The organism is Maribellus comscasis, assembly GCF_009762775.1.
GTDB lineage: Bacteria > Bacteroidota > Bacteroidia > Bacteroidales > Prolixibacteraceae > Draconibacterium > Draconibacterium comscasis.
Genome location: NZ_CP046401.1, coordinates 7,063,758 through 7,086,678 on the forward strand (window position 1 = coordinate 7,063,758; position 22,921 = coordinate 7,086,678).

Annotated in this window: 23 protein-coding genes; 5 read left to right on the forward strand and 18 right to left on the reverse strand. The window is 37.9% G+C overall.

Translation table 11 applies throughout. From position 1 onward, the window contains the following. Window positions 1-11: 11 nt before the first annotated feature. The 3 genes from GM418_RS28305 to GM418_RS28315 all read right to left on the reverse strand — a co-directional run bounded on the left by GM418_RS28305 (window position 12) and on the right by GM418_RS28315 (window position 3,904). On the reverse strand, window positions 12-1,133 hold the full coding sequence (locus tag GM418_RS28305; protein WP_158871280.1) for a FecR family protein: 1,122 nt from the start codon (window positions 1,131-1,133) through the stop codon (window positions 12-14). Between the two features lie 63 nt (window positions 1,134-1,196). Further along, window positions 1,197-1,766 carry an RNA polymerase sigma-70 factor gene (locus GM418_RS28310; RefSeq protein ID WP_158871282.1) on the reverse strand — a complete coding sequence of 190 codons (570 nt, stop codon included), beginning with the start codon at window positions 1,764-1,766 and terminating at the stop codon, window positions 1,197-1,199. 29 nt (window positions 1,767-1,795) lie between these two features. Continuing rightward, window positions 1,796-3,904: a S9 family peptidase gene (locus tag GM418_RS28315; RefSeq protein WP_158871284.1), complete on the reverse strand. Its 2,109-nt coding sequence runs from the start codon at window positions 3,902-3,904 to the stop codon at window positions 1,796-1,798. Window positions 3,905-3,978: 74 nt separating this feature from the next. Here GM418_RS28315 and GM418_RS28320 point away from each other — a divergent pair, with 74 nt between their 5' ends. The 4 genes from GM418_RS28320 (at window position 3,979) to GM418_RS28335 (ending at window position 8,984) form a co-directional block, all read left to right on the forward strand. Then, window positions 3,979-5,310: a sodium:solute symporter family protein gene (locus GM418_RS28320; protein ID WP_158871286.1), complete on the forward strand. Its 1,332-nt coding sequence runs from the start codon at window positions 3,979-3,981 to the stop codon at window positions 5,308-5,310. Window positions 5,311-5,440: 130 nt separating this feature from the next. Further along, window positions 5,441-7,384, forward strand: coding sequence for a PAS domain-containing sensor histidine kinase (locus tag GM418_RS28325; RefSeq protein ID WP_158871288.1), 1,944 nt, complete (start codon window positions 5,441-5,443; stop codon window positions 7,382-7,384). Window positions 7,385-7,396: 12 nt separating this feature from the next. Beyond that, the gene (locus GM418_RS28330) at window positions 7,397-7,798 is read left to right on the forward strand and encodes a response regulator (RefSeq protein ID WP_158871290.1); all 402 of its coding nucleotides are present in this window, start codon (window positions 7,397-7,399) and stop codon (window positions 7,796-7,798) included. Between the two features lie 4 nt (window positions 7,799-7,802). Beyond that, complete coding sequence (locus GM418_RS28335) at window positions 7,803-8,984, forward strand: hybrid sensor histidine kinase/response regulator (protein WP_158871292.1); 1,182 nt, start codon at window positions 7,803-7,805, stop codon at window positions 8,982-8,984. On the opposite strand, the gene GM418_RS28340 is transcribed toward GM418_RS28335, so the two are convergent. Genes GM418_RS28340 through GM418_RS28355 form a run of 4 tightly spaced genes read right to left on the reverse strand, consistent with a single transcriptional unit; the run spans window position 8,981 to window position 12,723 of the window. Next, window positions 8,981-10,762: an aminopeptidase P family protein gene (locus GM418_RS28340; protein ID WP_158871294.1), complete on the reverse strand. Its 1,782-nt coding sequence runs from the start codon at window positions 10,760-10,762 to the stop codon at window positions 8,981-8,983. The genes GM418_RS28335 and GM418_RS28340 overlap by 4 nt on opposite strands. Next, window positions 10,749-11,312 (reverse strand): NUDIX domain-containing protein, encoded by a 564-nt coding sequence (locus tag GM418_RS28345; protein WP_158871295.1) that lies wholly within the window; start codon window positions 11,310-11,312, stop codon window positions 10,749-10,751. The genes GM418_RS28340 and GM418_RS28345 overlap by 14 nt, the downstream gene beginning before the upstream one ends. Next, on the reverse strand, window positions 11,282-12,184 hold the full coding sequence (locus GM418_RS28350; RefSeq protein WP_158871297.1) for an alpha/beta hydrolase: 903 nt from the start codon (window positions 12,182-12,184) through the stop codon (window positions 11,282-11,284). The genes GM418_RS28345 and GM418_RS28350 overlap by 31 nt, the downstream gene beginning before the upstream one ends. 2 nt (window positions 12,185-12,186) lie before the next feature. After that, a complete protein-coding gene (locus GM418_RS28355; protein ID WP_158871298.1) occupies window positions 12,187-12,723 on the reverse strand; it encodes a hypothetical protein in 537 nt (178 codons plus the stop codon). A gap of 100 nt (window positions 12,724-12,823) precedes the next feature. Between GM418_RS28355 and GM418_RS28360 the strand changes: the two genes are divergently transcribed. Further along, window positions 12,824-13,462, forward strand: coding sequence for a LysE family translocator (locus GM418_RS28360; RefSeq protein WP_158871300.1), 639 nt, complete (start codon window positions 12,824-12,826; stop codon window positions 13,460-13,462). 11 nt (window positions 13,463-13,473) lie between these two features. Here the strand turns inward: GM418_RS28360 and GM418_RS28365 are convergent, their stop codons facing one another. From GM418_RS28365 to GM418_RS28415, 11 genes are all read right to left on the reverse strand, one after another. Next, entirely contained in the window at window positions 13,474-14,277 is an 804-nt protein-coding gene (locus tag GM418_RS28365) for an SDR family oxidoreductase (RefSeq protein WP_158871302.1), read from the reverse strand. A gap of 366 nt (window positions 14,278-14,643) precedes the next feature. After that, window positions 14,644-15,195 (reverse strand): 2-oxoacid:ferredoxin oxidoreductase subunit gamma family protein, encoded by a 552-nt coding sequence (locus GM418_RS28370; protein ID WP_158871304.1) that lies wholly within the window; start codon window positions 15,193-15,195, stop codon window positions 14,644-14,646. Between the two features lie 11 nt (window positions 15,196-15,206). Further along, on the reverse strand, window positions 15,207-15,995 hold the full coding sequence (locus GM418_RS28375; RefSeq protein ID WP_158871306.1) for a thiamine pyrophosphate-dependent enzyme: 789 nt from the start codon (window positions 15,993-15,995) through the stop codon (window positions 15,207-15,209). Then, complete coding sequence (locus GM418_RS28380) at window positions 15,973-17,094, reverse strand: 3-methyl-2-oxobutanoate dehydrogenase subunit VorB (RefSeq protein ID WP_158871308.1); 1,122 nt, start codon at window positions 17,092-17,094, stop codon at window positions 15,973-15,975. Before GM418_RS28380 ends, GM418_RS28375 begins: the two co-directional genes overlap by 23 nt. 126 nt (window positions 17,095-17,220) lie before the next feature. After that, window positions 17,221-17,445 (reverse strand): 4Fe-4S binding protein, encoded by a 225-nt coding sequence (locus tag GM418_RS28385; protein WP_158871310.1) that lies wholly within the window; start codon window positions 17,443-17,445, stop codon window positions 17,221-17,223. Between the two features lie 218 nt (window positions 17,446-17,663). Next, window positions 17,664-18,230 (reverse strand): Crp/Fnr family transcriptional regulator, encoded by a 567-nt coding sequence (locus GM418_RS28390; RefSeq protein WP_158871312.1) that lies wholly within the window; start codon window positions 18,228-18,230, stop codon window positions 17,664-17,666. A 14-nt stretch (window positions 18,231-18,244) separates the two neighbouring features. After that, the gene (locus GM418_RS28395) at window positions 18,245-19,561 is read right to left on the reverse strand and encodes an aminotransferase class I/II-fold pyridoxal phosphate-dependent enzyme (RefSeq protein WP_158871314.1); all 1,317 of its coding nucleotides are present in this window, start codon (window positions 19,559-19,561) and stop codon (window positions 18,245-18,247) included. A 100-nt stretch (window positions 19,562-19,661) separates the two neighbouring features. Continuing rightward, entirely contained in the window at window positions 19,662-20,186 is a 525-nt protein-coding gene (locus GM418_RS28400) for a flavodoxin (protein ID WP_158871317.1), read from the reverse strand. Between the two features lie 27 nt (window positions 20,187-20,213). After that, the gene (locus GM418_RS28405; RefSeq protein WP_158871319.1) at window positions 20,214-21,047 is read right to left on the reverse strand and encodes a prephenate dehydratase; all 834 of its coding nucleotides are present in this window, start codon (window positions 21,045-21,047) and stop codon (window positions 20,214-20,216) included. An 84-nt stretch (window positions 21,048-21,131) separates the two neighbouring features. Next, the gene (locus GM418_RS28410; protein WP_158871321.1) at window positions 21,132-21,560 is read right to left on the reverse strand and encodes an ACT domain-containing protein; all 429 of its coding nucleotides are present in this window, start codon (window positions 21,558-21,560) and stop codon (window positions 21,132-21,134) included. Window positions 21,561-21,564: 4 nt separating this feature from the next. Then, window positions 21,565-22,863 (reverse strand): phenylacetate--CoA ligase family protein, encoded by a 1,299-nt coding sequence (locus tag GM418_RS28415; RefSeq protein ID WP_158871323.1) that lies wholly within the window; start codon window positions 22,861-22,863, stop codon window positions 21,565-21,567. Window positions 22,864-22,921: the final 58 nt, after the last annotated feature.

A 22,921-nucleotide genomic window follows, 5' to 3' on the forward strand; every position in this document is an offset into this window, starting at 1 on the left:
ATTCTGTTTGCTTAGTTTTTAAGTTTCTCAATTTCAATTCGGTTTTTCTCCATTTCATAAGTAAAAGGCAACGAAATACTTAAAGCATCAATAGCCTGTTCGATGGTTTCTTTTTCAAATATTCCGGTATATCTTGCGCTTTTTAGTTCCTCATCTTTGATAATTATCTGCACGTTATACCAACGTTCCATTTTTACTGCTAACTCATCAAATCTTTCACCTCTAAAAACCAGTTTATTATCCTTCCAGGAAACAAAAGGTTCTACGTCCACCTCTCCGTTAATTTTCATGATTGGCTGCAATTTGGCCTTTTCCAACTCTTCTGATTCTTTCTCATCTTCCAAGTCGGTCTGGTTATTCGATTTTTTTTCCGGGTCTAAGATCTCAACCGCATTTTGGCTTTTAATTAACACAGCCTGTTCCTTTGGCTTCAGATATATGGGTTCCTTTATTAACTTTTCGCCTATTTTGCCGGTGATAGAAATTGAACCATTAACCAAAGTAGTTTCAACAACATCTTCATCATTGTATGATTTGACATTGAATTTAGTACCCAAAACCTGAATATTTATAGATGAAGTTTTTACATTCAGTTTCCGCTTTGGATTCTTCATAATATCAAAATATGCTTCGCCCTCCAAAAAAAGATTTACCTCTTTTCCTTTAAAATCCGCAGGATATTTTATTTGAGATCCTGAATTCACCCAAACTTTGCTTCCATCAGGAAGCAATACTTCAGATCTTGCTCCGTAAGGAACCGTAACACTTGAATATGATGCTTTTTCGGGAATAATTTTCCGGACAAAAAAACCTACTCCAAAGGTAATAATCACAAGAGCTGCTATTTGCAATACCGTTTTCAGATTTTGGGTTAAAATTTTCCTTTCTTTAAAATGTTTTGATTCTTCTTCTATCGCCAGCAATGCAAATTTTTCCCACTCCGAATCGATGTTTGCATTTTTTATTTTGGTGTCGTATTGCGCGGTTTCCCAAATATCTTTTAAATGATAATAAAGCTTTTCATTTTCGTGGTCAGAATAAACCCACTTAAAAAGCTTTACCTGTTCATGCTCCGAAATATCATTTTTTAGTCTCCTGACAATCAGACTTATGTACAAATCATCTATTTTCATTCCGGTAGTTGTTTATATTATGACAATCGATTGCATAAAACTACGTCAAAATGAAGCGATTTTTTATTTTTTTGAAAAAAATCCCAGAAAAAGAGTTAAAACTTTGTTTTTGAATTTTTCGCGAAGAATAACCATCGCTCTGTAGATTTGGGTTTCAACTGTGCGAACAGGCAGCTGAAGTTTCTCTGCTATTTCTTTATTCTTCAACTCCTCAAAACGACTCATTTTAAAAGGAATACGATATTTATCAGGAAGTTCATCTACCGCTTTCTTTAAGTCTTGATGCCACTCTTTCTCCACCAATGTCTGATGCGTATCGTAAAACTGAATTTCACGGGCAGAACGTTCAATTTCAGCCGCTTTAAACTCACGTTCAACACGTAAATGTTCCAGATAGTTTAAACAGTTATTTCTTACAGAACGATATAAAAAAGCTTTTAGATTGTCTATTTTTTTTTCCTTTTGTTTCAATATGTTGAGGAAAGCATCTTGCACCAGATCTTTAGCGACCTCTTCACTTTCCACAAATTTGAGCGCATAAAAAAAAAGGGGAGCATACATTTGCCGAAATATATGCTCCAACAGTACACTTTGACTCTCTTTTAAATTATATTTTTCTCTGTCTTCGTCCATAAATAATCCCTCCCAAAGAGGAACTTTTCTTACTCGTTCATCCCCAACTGATCAAAAATAAAGGCGTATTCCAAAGCGATATTTTCTATCCATTGAAAACGCCCCGACGCCCCTCCGTGGCCATAATCCATGTTCACATGAAAAATTAACAAATTATCGTCGGTTTTTAGATCGCGTAATTTAGCCACCCATTTTGTCGGCTCCCAATATTGAACCTGCGAATCGTGTAATCCGGTGGTTACCATCATCGCCGGATAATCTTTTTTTGCCACATTATCATAGGGTGAATACGACATCATGTAATAATAATACTTTTCAATTTTGGGATTTCCCCATTCATCAAACTCACTGGTGGTAAGCGGGATACTTTCATCAAGCATGGTTGTTACTACGTCAACAAAAGGAACATCGGCAATTACACCTTTGTATAAATCAGGGCGAAGATTCACAACAGCTCCCATCAAAAGGCCTCCTGCACTGCCGCCGTTGGCAAACAATTTATCGGGGTTTGTATAACCTTCGTCGATCAGAAATTGAGCACAATCATTAAAATCGGTGAATGTATTCATTTTGTTTAAAAGCTTCCCGTCTTCGTACCATGCACGCCCGTTAATTTGTCCGCCGCGAATATGAGCTATGGCGTACACAAATCCCCGGTCAAGCAAGGGTAAAATGGAAAGCCGGAAAGTTGGATCAATTGTATATCCATACGAACCGTAACCATAAATCAATGCCGGATTGGTTCCATCTTTTTCCAATCCTTTTTTATACACCAGCGATATCGGAATCTTTGTTCCGTCCATTGCCGTCGCATAAATACGCCGGGTCTCATAATCATCTTTGTTAAATCCACCCAAAACCTCGGTTTGTTTCAACAGCTTCCTTTCTTTATTTTTCATATTGAAATCGAAAACCGAATGGGGTGTCGTTAAAGAACTATAGCTAAACCTAAAAATATCGGTATCAAAATCATAGTTTATATCTGAACCTACAGTGTAAACTTCTTCATCAAAATCGATATAATACTCGTCACCATTCCAGGGCATGACCCGTAATTGTGTGATTCCTTCTTTTCGTTCAGAAACGACAAGATCGTCCTTAAAAATATCAAAATCGGAAAAATATACATCTTTACGATGCGGAATAACTTCTTCCCAGTTTTCCTTTTCTGTTTCGCTTACAGGTGTTCTTACCAATTTAAAATTTAAAGCATTCAAATTTGTACGGATGTAAAAATAGTCGCCAAAATGATCGACCGCGTATTCCAATCCCCTTGTTCGTGGCTGGATGATTTTGAATTCTCCCCGTGGATTGTTCGCATCCAGAAAACGATATTCCGAGGTAAGTGTACTCTCGCTCCCGATAATCAAATATTTATTCGATTTTGTTTTATAAATAAAAGTTGAAAATGTTTCATCTTCTTCATAAAATACTTCCACATCATTTTCAACCGGTGTTCCCAGAATGTGTTTCATTATTTTTTCGGAACGCAGTGTCACATCATCTTTTAAAACATAATACACTGTTTTATTGTCGTTTGCCCATACGGAACTCCCGGTTGTTAAAGGGATAGCATCATCAAATATTTCGCCTGTTTCCAGAATTTTAAAATGAATGGTATATTTCCTTCGGCTCACGGTATCAACACCAAAAGCAACAATTTTATTATCGGGACTAACCGAGGCTCCTCCCAACTGGTAAAAATCATAACCTTCGGCCATTTTGTTTACGTCCAACACCACTTCCTCGTCAGTATCTAATGAGCCCTTTTTGCGGCAATACAAATAGTATTCTTTTTCAGGAACCGTTCTTTGATAATAATAATAACCGTTTTTTTTATACGGCACCGATTCGTCCTCCTGTTTTATTTTCGATTTGATCTCTTCATACAGCTTTCCCTGTATGGGTTTGGTGTGTTCCATAACCGCATCAGTATAAGCATTTTCAGCTTCCAGGTACTCAATCACCTTTGGATCTTCCCGGTCATTCATCCAAAAGTAATTATCAGTTCGGCTTTCTCCGTGGTTGGTTAACTCTGTTGGGTTTTTATCGGCAACAGGTGGCATTATCTTTTCTTTTGTATTACAAGCCCACAAAAATAAGAATACCAGTGAAAGTGGAAAAATTAAAGTTTTCATAGCGCATTGTTTTAATTTGAAGGGCTAAAATACGATATTGGAACATAAATTCCGATATTTGTCCATCTGAAATTATGCAGATACAAATTATTATAGCAGTTTACTTTCTGGCTTTAATTGTTATCGGGGTATTTTCTTTTTTTAAGATAAAAACCCCTGGCGATTATTATGTTGCAGGGAAAAAAGCCGGATTTATTCCGGTTAGTGGAAGTTTGCTTGCAACTCTTCTCGGAGGGTCAGCAATTTTGGGAACTATTGAGCTTGGGCAGCAAATCGGATGGGCTGCACTTTGGTTGCTGTTTTCAGCAGCTTCCGGTTTACTGTTTCTCGTTCCACTTTCAAAATATGTAAAACGATTTGGAAATTTTACTCTCCCTGAACTTCTGGGTAAATTTTATGGAAAAAGAGCTGAAATTATTGCTTCGGCTGTTATTCCTGTTGCCTGGCTTGGAATAGTGGCTGCACAAATTATAGCTGCTGCAAAAATTTTAAGCGGACTGCATATTGTGAGCTACTACCCGGCCGCCATCGTTTCCGGTGTAGTATTTATTGTGTATACCTTAATTGGTGGCCAGCACAGCATCATCAAAACTGATACAATTCAATCGGTTTTGATAATAGCCGGAATAATTCTCATTACTTTTTATGCGGTTGAACACCCGACTTCCGGTGAGGTAGAGCATTTCTCCCCTACTTTACTTTTTAATAACAATTTTAAACCGTTTGATCTTTTAATACTTCTTCTTACCTATTCCGTAACATTTGTTGTTGGCCCCGATATTTATTCCAGGTTATTTTGTGCAAAAGATGAAAAAACGGCTTCAAAAAGTGTGCTTACGGTAGCGCTTATTCTTATTCCCTTGTCATTTGCACTCACTTACCTGGGAATTTATTCCAACACAGTTGAATCGGCCGGTATTATCGATTTTGCAGAACATCTTTTACCCGGTTGGATGTATGGATTATTTCTTGCTGCTTTATTATCTGCTGTTATGTCTTCAGCCGATACTACTTTGCTCACCTCTTCGATTATTTTGGGAGAACTTGCAAGCGGAGATCTAAGCGGGAAATCGTCCATAAAACTCACCCGATTTTTAGTTGTCATATTGGGAGTTACAAGCATCCTAATCGCGTTGTTTGTAAACTCAGTCATCCAGTCGTTACTTTTTGCGCTAACATTGTTTTCCGGGGCTTTTACTGTTCCAACTTTATTCGGGTTATTAAGAATTAAGGTGGATAACAGGCAAATAATTCCCGCTATTGTTTCCGGCGGGACAATCGCATTAACCGGGAAGATCGTCAATACTTATTTTAATGATCTTACAGGGAACATAATAATTATTTTTTCCTTTCTGATAAGTACAATCATCTTGTTTTCAACGACAACAAAAAAGCAGAGGAAGTAAATCCTTTTCAAAATCAGAATGAACCTGTTGAATCTTCTTTTTTTTTATATATTCAACCCATATTAACAAACTTAAAGGAACTAGCTGCCATAAAAAATTCTAAGTAATAAATTAGAATTAAACTTGATTTATGGAAAATTCGGAAAAATACAAAAGACTGATAGAAAGCCTCGAAAACGAATACTTTTTCTACTCCCACAATTTAGAAGGTAAATATCTTTATATAAGCCCTTCTGTTGAAAAGGTTCTCGGTTATTCAGTTGAAGAAGCGTATGGTGGAATTGTTAAACACATGACCAACAGTGAACGTAATAAAAAAACTATCGAAACACTAAAAAAGAGTGCCGGTGGAGAAAAACAAAAAACCTTTGAATTTGAATTATTTACCAAAGACAAGCAAGTTAAAATTATTGAAATAACTGAATCACCTCTTTATAATAAAAACGGTGAAATTGAATCGATTGAAGGCGTTGCCCACGACGTTACCGAGCGCTCAAAGCAGGAAGAGACAATAAAAAAGCAAAATATTAATTTACAAAAACAGGAAGAAGAGTTAAGACAAAATCTGGACGAACTAACCAAGATAAATGAATACAATAAAAGCCTAAAAAAAGAGATTGAGAAAAGAGAACAATTATTGTTAAACATTATCAACGAAATTCCTGAAAAAATATTTTTAAAAGACAGGAATGGACGATTTGTTATCGCAAATACGCTTGTCGCAAAAAATTATGGACTAACGCCAACAGAACTAATTGGCAAAACAGATTTCGATTTTTATCCCCAAAAGGAAGCTGAAAAAAAGTATAAAAGAGAAAAGGAAATTATTAATAGTGGCAAGGGAATTTCATATGAAGAAGGCGATTTCAATAAGGAAGATGGCCTTATTGTAAATACAAGAATAAAGCCGTTTAAAATTGATTATCTTGATACGGCAGGCGTTCTTGGTGTACAGGTTGACATAACGCAGATAAGAAAAAAAGAAACAGAGCTTAAAAAACTAAACAGGGAATTAAAAACGCACCAGGATGAGCTCAAAGAAAATATAAAAGAAATAACTGCAACAAAAGAAGAGCTGGAGAGAACCCTGGAAAATTTAAAGGAAACCCAGTCACAGCTTGTACAATCAGAAAAAATGGGGGCGCTGGGTAACCTAATTGCAGGCATTGCACACGAAATAAATACGCCAATTGGTGCTATCAACGCATCTGTAAGTAACATTTCAAATTCGCTGGACAATTCGATGCAGAACCTATACAAGCTGTTTACAAAACTCACAAAAAAGGAACTTCTTATTTTCCTGCGAATTACGGCATTGATAGAAAAAAGCAAACCTGCACTCACATCCAAACTAAAAAGGCAATACAAAAAAGAAATTCAGAATAAACTGGATAAGGCAAATATTGAAAACCCGCACACTGTTACCGATATACTCATATATTTAAATCTCTATGAAGAGGTTGATAAAATTATTCCACTGCTCGATGTTGAAGATCCGGAATTTATTCTGAAATCGATAAAAGATATTTATTCTGTCCGGAAGAACGCAGAAAACATTAAACTGGCTGTTGACAAAGCATCGAAAGTAGTTTTTGCACTGAAACGGTTTGTTCATAAAGATTATTCAGATAAAAAGGAAAAGGCCGATTTAATTGAAAATATTGAAACGGTTCTTACATTGCAGCATAACCAACTAAAACAGGGAATTGAAGTAATTAAGAAATTTGATGACATTCCTTTAATAAACTGTTATCCTGATGAACTCGTGCAGGTTTGGATTAATTTTATCTCCAATGCTATACATGCGATGGAAAATCATGGAACTTTAACCATTTCCGTAAAAAACCTTAAAACACATGTGCAAGTTAGTATCAGAGATACGGGGAAAGGTATTCCTGAAGAAATAAGAGAAAAAATATTTGAACCGTTTTTTACCACAAAAAAATCGGGCGAAGGCACAGGAATTGGCCTTGACATAGTGCAAAGAATAGTTGAAAAACATAATGCTGAATTGAATCTGGAAAGTGAGGTTGGAAAAGGTGCTACTTTTATCGTAACACTTCCGGTTGATTAAATAAAAAAGAAAATGAACAAAGCAATAGTTTGTGTGGATGATGAGAATATTATTCTGGACAGTTTGGGGGAGCAGATCGAGAATATTTTTGGCGATGAATTTATTTATGAATATGCTGAAAATGCAGAAGACGGAATGGATTTACTGGAAGAACTTACCGAAGAAGGAATCAAGGTGATGGTTATCGTATCCGATTGGTTGATGCCAGGCAAAAAAGGAGACGAATTTCTAATTGAGGTGCATAAAAAATTTCCGTCGATTATTAAAGTAATGCTTACCGGACAAGCGGATAACAAAGCAATAGAAAATGCAAGACAAAATGCAGAGCTATATGCCTACATAACTAAACCCTGGACGCAGGAGCAATTGGAAAAAATTATTAGAAAAGGAATTTCTGAAATTAACGAAATATAAAAATATGGGGAAACAAGTTATTTTGTGTATTGATGATGAAGAAATTATTCTTGATGCACTTGAAGAGCAACTAAATAACTTTTTTGGTACCGAATACGATATAGAAACCTCAGACAGTGGTGAAGATGCGCTTGAATTTTTCAGGGAACTTCAGGAAGAAAACATACACGTGCCGGTAGTAATTTCGGATTATATTATGCCAGGAATGAAAGGCGATGAATTATTAAAGGAAATCCATAAGCTTTCTCCCAGTTCGCTGAAAATTTTGTTGACAGGGCAGGCAAGTATTGAGGGAATTGGCAACGCAATAAATAACGCCCAGCTTTACCGTTTTATAGCAAAACCATGGGATAAAGATGATCTGGTGTTAACAGTAAGAGAAGCCATTAAAAGCTTTTTCCAAGAGCTCCAAATCAGAAAACAAAATGAGGAATTAAAAAAACTAAATTCTTCACTGGAAGAAAAGGTAAAACTAAGAACACAGGAACTTAGCATCGCCAACGCTTCCAAGGACAAGTTCTTCTCAATTATTGCCCACGATTTGAAAACACCTTTTAATGCTTTATTGGGACTTACTGATGCACTGGTTCAAAACTGGGAAATTTTTGACGACGAAAACAAAATAGAATTTATAAGGGAATTAAATTCAACGTCAAAAAATACATATGCACTGATTCAAAATCTTCTTGAGTGGTCGCGTGCGCAAACCGGGAGAATTGTTGTCAATCAAACAGAATTTAGTCCCCATAAAGTAATTTTTGAAAATATCAGCTTGCTGGCAAAACATTCGGACAGCAAACAAATAGAAGTGATTAATAATGTTCCGGCAGAAATTGTTTGCCATGGAGATAGAAATATGATTTCTACCGTTTTTAGAAATTTAGTATCCAATGCAATAAAATTTACCAACCAAAAAGGCAGAATTGAAATAAACGCCTCTGAAAATGGAAAATTCTGGCAATTCAGCATCTCTGACTCTGGAATTGGAATAGACGCAGAAACTCTTTCAAAACTTTTTGACATTAAAGAAAAAACCCAACGTTTTGGTACTGCCAACGAAGAGGGAACCGGACTCGGGCTCTTTCTTTGCAAAGAATTTATCACAAAAAACGGGGGTGAGATTTTTGTGGAAAGTGCCCCCGGGACAGGGAGCAATTTTTTTATTACTCTTCCTAGAACAAACTAAACGGGCTTGGTAATTTCCAGCAAAAACGGTTGTATAAATTCATCCATAAAAGGCAATAATTCTTTTCTTACCCGCTGATGATACTCGTTTATCCAATCAATTTCTTCGGGCGTTAGTAAACTGATATCTACTAAACCGGTATCAATCGGGCAAAGCGTAAGTGTGTCGAATCCCAAAAATTTACCAAATTCAGTTTCTTCCTTTTCAACGCAAACAATCATATTCTCGGTTCGTATACCATATTGTCCTTCCCGGTACATTGCCGGCTCGTTCGAAAGCACCATTCCGGCATCGATTGTATTTACATTAAACTCTTGTCTGATTGCCATCGGTCCTTCATGAACATTTAAAAAATGCCCTACTCCATGCCCTGTACCGTGCCCGTAATTAATACCGCTTTCCCAAAGCGCTTTTCGGGCCAGAATATCAAGATGGCATCCTTTTGTTCCAACAGGAAAAACAGCCAGGGTCAGGCCAATCATTCCCTTTAATACCAGGGTAAAATCCTTCTTTTGGCGTTCTGTTATTTCACCCAGTGCAACAGTTCTGGTAATATCAGTCGTTCCCTGCAGATACTGGCCTCCTGAATCGAAGAGCAAAACCCCATCCTGTTCAAGCGGCAGTGCATCATCCGGACCTACGTTTAAATGTACAATTGCGCCATGACTTTTATATCCAACAATTGGAGGAAAACTTTCTCCTTTAAAATCCTCCTGTTTTGCCCTGAACTCGGCTAGTTTTCTACCAACAGAATATTCTGTAATCTTCTCTTTTCCGATATTCTGCTTTAGCCAAAAAAGAAATTCGACCAAAGCAACACCATCTTTTATCATTGCCTGGCGAAATCCTTTGAGCTCAACTTTATTCTTCCGGGCTTTTAAAAGTGCAGTAATCGAAGTTCCTTCCGACAACACATTTCCACCTTTTTCAAGTGTTTCATAAATTGAATAATTTGCAGTTGACGGATCAATAAACACACTCTTTTTTCGAAATTCTGAAAGCCAGGGAAAAAAGTCGTCATAATTATTTACTGTAATCCTTTCTTTTTCCAATTGTTGCTGAAGCTCAACAGACATTTTATTTTTATCAACAAAAAGAATCATATCTGTTTTGCCCACGGCTGCATACCCCGTAAATACCGGATTATAATTTACATCAGAGCCACGCAGATTAAACAACCACGCCAGTTCATCGAGCATGGACACAATATGGTAATCTGCATTGTATTTTTTTAGCTCAGCAACGATTGTATCCTTTTTCTCTTTCCTCGACAAACCTGCATATTTAATTTCGAGTTCAAAAATACCATCAGCCGGAATTTCAGGCCTTTCCTCCCAAATTTTATCCAAAAGGTCGGTTGTTTTTACCAGATTTATGCCCTTTTCAACCAATACATTTTCAAAATCGCGGAAACCGTTTATCGTAACCGACTGGGCATCAATCCCCACTTTACTTCCTTCCGGCAATTTTTTAGCAAGCCAGCTTTCAGGCGAAACAGCGTTCGGAACCCGTAGCTTAAACATCTTTATTCCCGAGCCTTTTAATTGTTCTTCTGCCTGCAAAAAATAGCGTGTATCTGTCCACAAACCTGCTTCTTCCTGCGTAACTACAACTACTCCGAAAGAACCGGTAAACCCGGTAATAAACTCACGGGTTTTCCACCTGTTTGGTAAATATTCGCTGGAATGTGGGTCGGTTCCCGAAATATAATATGCATCCAGATTTTGTTTTAACATTTCCAGGCGCAGCGCCTTAACTCTCATTCTAATTTCGTTCATTTTGAAAATATTGTTGTACAAAATGTTTTATTGAAGGGGCGGGAATATCGTTGTAATCTATTTCCTGCTCACTATAAAATTTATAATCAAGGATATCATCCATTGCACGAAGACCTTGGGTTGTTTCGGGAATAACTTTAAATGCCAGATCGATGGTAAAAACACTAAAGTCTGAAAAAATATACTCGTTGGGTGCAGAACCAAGATAATGAAATGACTGAACCTTTAATCCCAGTTCTTCATATAACTCTCTTTTTAATGCATTTTCAACAGTTTCCCCCGGGTCGACAAAACCTCCCGGCAAATCAAGCTTTCCATAACCAGGGTCAATGCCTCGTTTGGTTAACATTAGCTTTCCTTCATCGTTCACAACCAATGCAGCAACTGCTGCAGAAGAATTTGCAAAATAATGAAAACCGCAAGTTTTACACTTTAACGACCTTTCTCCGGCCACTTTAAAATCAGAAGAACCGCACTTTGGACAAAAACGCATTACCTTTAGAGGATGGGTATCTCGCATCAGTCGATTATTTTCTGAGCTTTTAGCCATGAATAAAACAATTCCGGCCACTGATTAACGGGTAAATCTTGTTTGTACATGCCAAAACCATGTCCCCCATCTTTAAAAATATGCAATTCCGCAGGTACACCATTTTCTTTCATCGCCAAATAAAACTCTATAGAATTTCTTGGAGGAACAGCACCATCGTCGTCAGCCAATATAAAAAATGTAGGAGGTGTCTCCGGTGTAACCTGCATTTCGTTTGAATATTCGGAAATCATTTTCCAATCGTGTCCTTCACCAATAAGATTCACCCTCGATCCCATATGTCCAAATGCTTCCCTAAGTGTTATCACAGGATACAACAACAACATAAAATCAGGCCGGCAGCTTATTTGTTCAATTGCATCATTGCTTTTTTTATTTCCATAATCAAAATGGGTACCTACAGTAGAAGCTAAATGACCTCCGGCGGAAGAACCTGCAATTCCAATCTTCTCGGGATTTATCCCCCACTCTGCTGCATTTTTTCTAACAATACGCACAGCACGTTTTGCATCAGTCGACGGAACTTCGTGATTCCCATATGGCAATCGGTATTTCAAAACGATTCCGGCCACACCTTTTGAAGCCAGCCATTTTGCCATATCGTATCCCTCATGATCCATTGCCTCTATGACATAACCACCGCCGGGACAAATAACTACAGCAGCACCTGTGTTATTTTCTTTTTCAGGGAGATAGACATACATTTCTGCTTCAGAAACATTTCTCACCCGAACACCGTCATATTTTTCCTCCGGCTCTTTCATTCCATTATCATTTGGGGCACCGTTGGGCCATACTTTAAGGGTTTTATCCTGTGCAAACGAGTTTACATTTATTATCACCAGCAAAATGAGCGTTATTTTTTTAATCATAATTATTTCGATTTTGATCCTACAAAGTAATGTTCTTTTTCTGAGAATAAAATATTAAAAGTGGTTAACGAGCCATAAATCCGGGTAATATATTGTTGAATATTAACTTTTTCCTCATCGGTTAAAACACTGTGGCTGTTTATGTTTTGTTCTAAAACCCGCAAACGATCACGCAACATTACAATTTTGTGAAAAAAGGCTTCAGCCGGGATTTCTTTTGGTTTTAATTCTTTATTTGCCGGTTGCAAAAGCATGGTTCCGCCTTTCCATTTTTCACCCAATGGAACCACTTCGTTCAACGCGCCATATTGATCTAAAACATAACTCATTACCTTTTCAATTTCAGCAATTGTGAGCCCGGTTTTAGCAGAAACCTCTTCATTTTTCTGAATAACCTTTAAATCAGTATTCCGCTTTGTAATTTCAATTTTGCCACCGCGTTCAAAAAAAATTTCGTATGCTGTTAAGTTATTTTTACTTACTATTCCTTCCCCGTAACGCGGATGATCTACCCGGGTTCCCACTGTTAATTCTTCCATAATGTTTTTGTTTGATAATTTAAATGTAAAAATATTTATTTCAACTGATAAATTACTATTCAAATATCTGATTCGTTCACAAAAATTTTACTTTTATAACATGATTTTTGAATTTATTGTTAAAGGAATAATAATAGGATTTCTTTCGTCTCTTCCTGTAGGCCCGATAAGCATTTTAATCATTCAAAGAACAATTGGAAACAGTAGAAACTCCGGTTTTTATTCGGGAATCGGAGCTGCCACTTCCGATACTGTTTATGCCACAGTAGCTGGTTTTAGCCTCTCAATCATAATTGATTTTATCCGTGTAAACGAGATCTATTTAAAAATAGGGGGTTCAATGGTTTTAATTCTTCTGGGAATAGTTATTTTCTTTAACCATCCTGAAAAAAGAATTGAGAAATTGAATAGTAAACCCAATACTTTAGTAAAAAATATCTTCACAACATTCCTGCTCACTTTTACAAATCCGCTCGTTGTTTTTTTACACATTGGGATATTTACCGCTTTTGGAGTTATTTTGCATGTTGCACGTCTCAATCAGGCCATTTTTATTCTTGCGGGCTTTTTTGTTGGCGCAGTTTTCTGGTGGTTTATTTTAACCGGATTTGTTAGCTTGTTAAAGAACAGGATCAATACAAAAATTTATTTTTGGTTTAACAAAATAGCCGGAGCGGCAATTGTTATCGTTGTTCTGGTTTCTCTGACAATTGTACTAATCCGTAATATCGGAATCTGAAGAAAGGAACATCAACGGAGTGGAGAATCGGGTTCGCTGGCAAACATTCTGTACATCACACCATCGACCAAATCAGCCCACATTTTAGCCATAAAAACGGTAAGCTTCCCTTCCACTACAGTCAGGATAATTTTCCGTCTTCTTCTTTTTACCGCCCTGTATATGTGACCAGCACATTCCTCTGCCGACATCATTTTATTTTCATCCCGGGGTGTTTCTCCCTGCTGCCGGCCATCGGCTACCAACGCCGATTTGCGTATTTCGGAAGAAGTAAAGCCCGGAGCAGCAACAAGTACGTGTAATCCCGAACGCCGGTTTTCGACCCGAACTGTATCTAAAAAACCACGTACGGCAAATTTTGATGCTGAATAACCTGTTCTCCCCGGTAAACCGACATAACCACCTACCGAAATAACACCCACCAAAGAACCTTTACTTTCCAGCAAATGAGGCAAAGCAAATTTTGTACAATACACTGTTCCCCAATAGTTAACATCCATGGTTTTATGTAATACTGAAAGCTCAACATTTTCAAAAATAGCGCGCATCGAAATCCCGGCATTATTGATCAGAACGTCAATTTTACCAAATCTCTCTATTGCTTTATCAATCAGATTTTTACAATCATCAACCAATGAAACATCGGTTTTTACAGAAAGTATATTCGTATTTTTTAATTCTTTTTCCAGTGCATGTAACCTTTCAATCCTTCTTGCAGCAAGCACAAGATCCCATCCTTCGGCTGCATACTTTTGAGCCAATGCTTTTCCAATTCCCGATGACGCACCGGTTATAACAACAACTTTATTTTGCATAAAAATTTAAGGTAGACCGTTTTGGCAAAGTCACAACAGTAATTTTGGTGCAAAGTAAGAAATTTTCCTGTATTAAAAAGGGCCAACTTTGCTTTTATCCATCATATTTCGTTGCGCTTTTTTAGATTTTGAGGTGAAAAACATATAAAAAAGAGGCTGTCCCAAAAGTAAAATAAATTAAAATGAAACTTTCATTTTATAACCGGCTTTCGTTTTATCCCTCCAAACCTCCCCTAAAGTGGGAGGCTTAAAGTCCCCTACAGGGGATTTAGGGTAAGAAACAAAGCGGTTACTTACGAATTGTAAGTTAATCCCATTATGAAATAACTTTTTGGACAACCTCTTTTCCCAATCACTTTAAGAAATTCAAACAGCCTGTACTGTTTCAACAATATCCTGACCTTTTTTTATAGCTTCCAGATTAAGGGGAATCAACTTATGATACCTTTCCGGCAGAGACTTTTGAAGACCTTTTTCAACATTATCCAAAGAAAGAATTGGCCTTACTTTGAGGTAACTTCCAAAAACTATCATATTAAAAACCTTTGGATTTCCCATATCAACCGCCGTTTTAGTCCCCTCTACCTTATAGATATTTATATCAGTTCGGGTTGGCGGATGAATAACGCCGTTAGGATCGTACAACAGCGTACCACCGGGTTTTACTGCTTTTTCAAATTTATCCATACTCTGCTGATTCAGAATAATGGCAGTGTCGAATTCCTGCAAAATAGGTGAACTAATTCTTGTATCGCTCACAATTACAGTTACGTTGGCAGTTCCGCCACGCATTTCCGGCCCGTAAGAAGGAAACCAGGTAACTTCCTTGTCTTCCATAATTCCCGAATAAGCAAGAATTTTTCCCATCGAAAGTACACCCTGTCCTCCAAATCCCGCAATTATAATTTCTTCTGTCATAATTTTTGCTTTTAATTTTTTGAAACAGGTTCTCCTTTCACACCATCTTTTAAATCTCCCAGCGGATAAAACGGAAACATATTGTCTTCCATCCATTTGTTTGCTGCAACCGGTGTCATTTTCCAACCGGAGTTGCAGGTTGAGACTACTTCAATAAAAGAGGTACCTTTTTTTGCCAGCACATTTTGAATACCTTTTTTTATGGCACGTTTACATTTGCGAACTGAGGCAGCATTGTGAACTGCCTGACGCGTAACATATGAAGTTCCGGGAAGTTGAGCAATCAACTCAGTAATTTTCATCGGGTATCCGTTCAAATCGGCATTTCTTCCGAAAGGCGTTGTTGAAGTCACCATTCCGTCTAATGTTGTTGGGGCCATTTGACCACCGGTCATTCCGTAAATTCCGTTGTTGATAAAAACAACAAGTATATTCTCGCCACGGTTACAGGCATGCATAATTTCTCCTGACCCAATCGACGCCAGGTCTCCATCGCCCTGGTAGGTAAACACAAACTTATCAGGATTTAAGCGGGCCACTCCTGTTGCAACTGCCGGGGCCCTTCCATGAGCAGCTTCCTGCCAGTCCACATCAATGTAATTGTAAGCAAACACCGCACAACCTACAGGTGCTATTCCAACTGTTCTTTCCTGAATGCCCAGTTCGCCTATTAATTCAGCAATTACTTTATGAACAACTCCGTGAGAGCACCCCGGACAATAGTGCATTATTGTATCGGTCTGAACCTGTGATTTGTCGTAGACCAGATTTTCCGGTTTAATAATATCTTTTAACTCCATAACTAATCTCCCATGAAAATTTTTCTTCCAACGCTTCAACAACTTCACCCGGTGCAGGAATAATTCCCCCCATCCGGCCAAAATGCTCAACCCGGGTATTTTTCCCGGCTTCATATACTGCTAATTTGATGTCTTCAATCATTTGCCCCGCACTCATCTCAACCGATAAAAATCCTTTTGCTTTTTCAGCCAGTCTATTTATCGCCTTTTTAGGAAAAGGAAAAAGTGTTATCGGGCGAAGCAAACCGACTTTCAAACCTTTTGCACGCGCAATTTCAACTGATTTCTGACACACCCGCGAGGAAGTTCCAAATGCCACCAAAATATATTCAGCATCGTCACACCTAATCTCTTCATACCGGCAATCCTCTTCTTCCATCTGTTTGTATTTCTGCTGAAAACGCAGATTATTGGCTTCCATTTTTGCAGAATCCATTTCCAGCGAAGTCACAACATTTCGCTCTCTGTCTGTAGTTTTCCCCACGGTTGCCCAGGCACCCGACTTTGTTTTGACTTCCTCATCCGTCCAACGGGGCTTAAAATCAGCCAGTTCCACTCTCTCCATCATTTGACCGATAGCACCATCGGTTAAGATCATTGCCGGATTACGGTATTTAAAAGCCAGTTCAAACCCCAGATCAACAAAATCATTCATCTCCTGAACCGACGCAGGCGCCAAAACAATCATCTTATAATCACCATGGCCACCTCCTTTTACCGATTGGAAATAATCGGCCTGCGAGGGCTGGATAGTTCCAAGGCCAGGTCCACCGCGCTGTACATTAATTATTAAACAGGGTAACTCGGCTCCGGCAATGTATGAGATTCCTTCAGCCATTAAACTAATTCCCGGACTGGAAGAGGAAGTCATTACTTTTTTCCCGGAACCTGCAGCTCCGTAAACCATGTTAATAGAAGCCACTTCGCTTTCGGCCTGTAAAACCGTCATTCCTGTTTCGTTCCAGGGCTGACGCGCCATAAGTGTCTCCATAACTTCTGACTGAGGTGTAATGGGATAACCGAAATATCCGTCGCATCCACAGCGGATGGCGGCTTCGGCCAGCACCTCATTTCCTTTCATTAATCTTAATTCTCCCATTTTATATCTGATATTTATTTCGGTTTCAATTTTAACTCCTGTCGCTCTATTAAAACTTCCTTACCCGAAGGGGACAAAATCGGAACGAATCAAAGACAGGTATGCTGAATCAAATTAATTTTGTACCTATACCTTCACCCTGTAAATCGTTAAACAGGTATCAGGGCAAACAACACCACAATTGGAACAACCTATACAATTTTCAGGATTTTCCATATACGAATAATGATAACCGCGGCTGTTCACTTCTTTATGTAAAGCCAAAACTTCATGCGGACATTCATTTACACAAACACCGCATCCTTTACATCCCTCCTTGTCAACCACAACTGCTCCTTTAACTTTTGCCATTTTGTTGATTTTTCTGATAAATTTAAAAAGCTTTCTGTTTAAAAAAACCCATAAAAATCAGGTTATACCCAAATATTTTTGTGTGGTGAAAATCTTTAAAAGAAATGAATAGTTTCCTGTCAGATTATTAAAATATCACAACAAATAATTCGAGTTTGATTTTTCTAAACAAAACTATTTTTATTCAAGCAAAAAGAATGCAACTAATGTTGCGAATTTTAGATTTTATAAAGGAAACGCGTTAAAATGTTGCGGTGAATTCCGAGATAAGATGCAATATGTTGCCGCTGCAGTTTTGCGCCAAGTTCAGGGTTTTCATTAAAAAACTTACGAATACGTTCCTCGGCATTTAATGACTGAAAAGAATGAATTCTGTCCATCGCCTGGATGTAACTTTCTTCTGCCAGTATTCGAACCGTTCTTTCAAACATTCTGTCGGAATCGAGCAACGTTTTAAATTCACCCTTATCAAAATACAAAAGTTCGGAGTCTTCGTAGGCTTTTATCGACTCGGTTGAGTCTTTACCGGTATAAAAACCACGGTGGTTACTTACAATAAAATTGTTTGGAGGAAAGAAAAACCGCGAAATCCATTCAATACCGCTTTCTGCAACATAAGTAGCGTAAAGCAGTCCGCTTATTAAAATTCCTATTTTATTTGTTTGCTCCCCGTAATCAATAAAACAATCTCCTTTTTTTAGTGACACCGGTTCATTTTTCAAATCGAGTTTCGAGATAAGTTCAAGAGTTAAATTGTAACGGGATATTACTTTGTTTTTATCCATTCTTTGAACTTTTCCTATTTTTCTGAAAAGGTTTGGTTAAATGCTTTTAGCCGTTTTTCAAGCTCCTCGAACTGATCGCGTTTTACAAATGAAACACAGGCACGGATTCCTTCCTCCAGACTGCCTGTATTGTCAAGAGCAATGGCACTTATTCCAAAATAAATCAGGTTAGCCACCAACTCATTTCCTGTCATCCCGGGATAGGAAATCGTAAAATAAAAACCATCTGCTATGGGTTGGTCAATGTCTTTTTTGTAAACAATATCAAAACCATTTTCAAGAAAAAGCCGTTTCATCACTTTGGCTTTTTCACCGTATTCTTTTACATCGTCAACAAAATTAAATGAACCTTCGTTTACAGCTTTCAGCATGGCGGTAAGTGCCCATTGTGCTGAGTGACTTGTTCCTGATGAAATAGAATAAAGCAATCGTAATGTAATTGTACTTCCAAAAGTTGTACTATGAAAACGTTTTTGAAGAACAGGATAATCGCGGTCGAATAACGACTCAGGAATCACCATTACCCCGATTCGCTGACCAGCATACGAAAATATTTTTGAGCTGGAAATAAAAAGAATAAAATTATTGGTGTATTTTGCTACAGTTGGCTGGAAAGGAGGTTTGCCGGGTTCTGATAAATCGCGGCGGAAATCCATACCAAAATAAGCCAAATCTTCCATTACGATAACATCGTATTTATTGGCCAGTTCACCAATTATTTTCAATTCGTCTTCGGTAAAACAAATCCAGCTCGGATTATTTGGATTAGAATAAATAATGGAATGAATGTTCCCTTTTGAAAGAAACTCTTCCAACTTAATTCTCAACTTTTCTCCACGGTAACTGAACACGTCAAATGTTGCATATTTCTGACCGAGCACCAGCATCTGTTGTTTTTGCACCGGAAAACCAGGATCAATAAAAAGAGCCGTATCCTTTTTTTCATCAATGTTATTTGCGGCCAGGAATGCTACGTAAGTTCCCTGCATTGAGCCGACAGTTGGAATACAACCTTTGGGATGAACATCGATATTCATAAAATTCCTGACAAACTTTGCGGCCTCTTCCTTGAGCGGTTTTATTCCGTCAACCATCGGGTAAATCGATCCAACGCCTCTTTTTAGTGCGTCTATTTCGGCTTCGGTTCCCACTTTTGCCGGCGGAAGACCGGGAACCCCCATTTCCATCCGAATATATTTCTCCCCGGTTTCTTCTTCAACTAAATTTACCAGCGCAACAATTTCCCGAATTGATGCTTTTCCAACTTCAGGGATACGAAGTTCTTTTATTTTTTGATCAACAATTGTTTTATCTATCGGTGAACCGGACATATTTCATGTATTTAAAATTAACATGTATTTGAAGGGAAAATAAAAACTCCGACAAATCAGAAATCTGCTCTGTCAGTATCTGATTTTATTACAGGTATGGTTAGAATCCAAACTCCGGACGAATCTGCTCAATCCAGTTTTTTACTCTTTCATCTGTCAGTTCGGGTTCAAAATCTTCGTCGACCGGTAAACCTAAAAATTTACCATCCTCAACAGCTTCCGATTCGTCAAATTCATAATCATCAGCAGGAACTTTCCCCGCAAGAGTTCCGCCGTTTGCCATAAGTTCTTTGGCCAGTAATCCAATGTGATCCACAAAAGTAGCGGCATAAGTAACGTGGTCCCCCAATCCAAAAATTGCGAGTTTTTTCCCCTCGTAATTTGTTTTTCCTATTTCCGGTAAAAATTTTGCCCAATCGACATTATTATAAGTTGCATGCCAGGTCTCCTTGCCGACAGTGGAAATTCCAAAAATAATTTTATCATATTTTTCCAAATCGGCAACAGTGGCATCTTTCACCGGAACCATTTCCACTTTTTCTTCTCCAATAGCGTCTTTAACTTTATCAGCTACCCTGTTTACGGCACCTTTTAACGGTCCAAAGAAAATTGCAATTTTACTCATATCGTTTGGTTTTATAATTTTATTTTTTTAATCGTGTAAATAAACATCTCCTTTTGTGTATTCACCTAAAATTGAAAGACTTGTAGCATTTTTCAACACCTGGTGAATCGCTTTGTCATAATTTTTTGTTTTTTCCCATTCAATGTCAACATGAATGGTATATTCGTTTGGTTTCCCCAAAATCGGAACAGATTGAATTTTGTTGAGGTTAATTCTGTTTTCCGCAAAAATATTTAACACTTTTGCCAGCGCACCATAAAAATGCCCCACCTCAAAACAGATAGATGCTTTATTTGTCCCCTCGGTAGGATTACCATGCTTGGAGAGAATTAAAAAACGTGTATAATTCTTTTTATTACTTTCTATACCTGTTTCTAAAATCTCCAGATTATACATTTCCGCTGCCCTCAGATTGGCAATTGCAGCAGCGTTTTTCGGTTTTTCGTCACAGATTAACCTGGCCGCTGCAGCCGTATCCAAACCTTCATGTAATTTAGCATTTGGAAAATATTTTTCGATAAACTCCATACTTTGCTGCAAAGCAACAGGATGCGAATAAATATCGGTTATATCCTGTTTTTTTACTCCCGGCGCAACCATTAAATTCATCTGAATATGAAGATAAATTTCCCCAATAATACGAAGGTGAAAATCGCGAATCAACTGGTAATTTTTTAGCAAACTGCCTGCAATCGAATTTTCGATGGCCATTACTGCATAATCAACTTTATCTGCATCAATCAATTCACAAACACTTGTAAACGATTTACATTCAACAACCTCAATTTCTTCGTTGAAATATTTTAAAGCCGCATCCTCGTGAAAAGACCCGGCAATACCTTGTACGGCGATTTGTTTCATTCATTAATTTTTAACGAATCCAAAGATACAAATTCTGAAATAAGATTACAGAATTCAATAGTTTTACTTTCTTTCCGGTTAATATTAGAGTAAAAATTCACCCTCCTGAAAAAGAAAATTGTCTTTATTGCTTTGGAGAATCTCCATACATTTTTTAATACTGGCCGGGCGAATTACAATTGTAGCCGAATCCTGTTCCATTGAAAATGCATACATGTATTCAATAAACGAACCACCCTCGCTCAATACTTTTAGCAACTTTGAAAGGCTTCCCGGCTGATTTGGTGTTTTCGCAAGAACGACTTCGGTAGTTTTTACCGAAAACTGGTTTTGTTTTAACACTTCACATGCCTTTTCGGGATCGGACACAATTAATCGCAAAATTCCAAAATCAGATGTATCGGCAATTGTAAATGCTGAAATATTAATTTCGGCATCGCTTAATATTTGGGTAACTTCATTTAATCTTCCCGATTTATTTTCGAGAAAAACAGATACTTGTTTTGTTATCATTTTTTCAGATTTTGCGGTTATCAATTACACGTTTGGCCTTTCCGGCAGTTCTTTCAATTGTTTTTGGTTCAACCAGTTTTACATCAACCGAAATACCGAGAGTACTTTGAATATTATTCCTGATTTTTTTGCGAAGCGCTTCCAGTTCTCTCACTTCATCGGAAAAGAACTGTTCCTGCACTTCAACCATTATTTTGAGTATATCAAGCGTTCCCTGGCGTTCAACAATCAACAAATAATGTGGCTCTGTTTCGCTCATTTCAAGCAACACACTTTCGATCTGAGATGGAAAAACATTCACACCACGAATGATAAGCATATCGTCACTGCGTCCCATACATTTTTCCATTCGAACCAGGGTACGGCCACATTCACATTTATCGTAAATTAAACGGGTTAAATCACGGGTTCGGTATCGTAAAATCGGAATACCTTCTTTGGATACCGTACTAAACACCAATTCACCTATTTCGCCAGGTTGAACAGGCTGCAAATTTTCCGGGTCAATAATTTCAGGTATAAAATGATCTTCGTTAACGTGCATTCCTGCCTGATGTGTACATTCGCACGAGACTCCGGGCCCAACAATTTCACTCAATCCGTAAATATCAATAGCTTTTATTTTAAGTTTCGCCTCAATTTCTTTCCGCATATTTTCGCTCCAGGGTTCGGCGCCAAAAATGCCAACTCTAAGGTTTAAACTTTCGGGGTCTATTCCCATTTCCTGCAGTGCTTCCGATAAAAATAGAGCATAAGAGGGTGTACATGCAATTACCGAAGATCCAAAATCCTGCATCAGCTGAATTTGTTTTTTTGTATTTCCTCCCGAAATCGGAATAACTGTAGCCCCCAGGTTTTCAGTTCCGTAGTGCAAGCCCAGTCCGCCGGTAAACAAGCCATAACCGTAGGCTACCTGTACAATATCGTTTTTATGAACACCAGCCATACAAAGTGAACGGGTAACTACTTCGGCCCACATTTGCAAATCGTTTCTGGTATAACCAACAACAGTTGGTTTTCCTGTTGTACCTGAACTGGCATGCAAACGCACAATTTCACTCATCGGAACCGTAAACATTCCAAAGGGATAGTTGTCGCGTAAATCTGTTTTATTGGTAAACGGCAGGTCTTTTAAGTTCTCTACACTTTTTATGTCGCCCGGCAGAATCCCTTTTTCCTGCATTTTTGCCCTGTAACTGGGTATGTTGTGATAAATTCGTTTTACGGTAGATAAAAGTCTTTCTGATTGAATGGCAGCCATTTCGTCCCGCGAAGCACATTCAATTTTTTTGTTCCAAATCATTCAAAAAAATATAAAAAGGTTAGTATTAATATTATTGATTTTACTTCAGAGTCCGGAA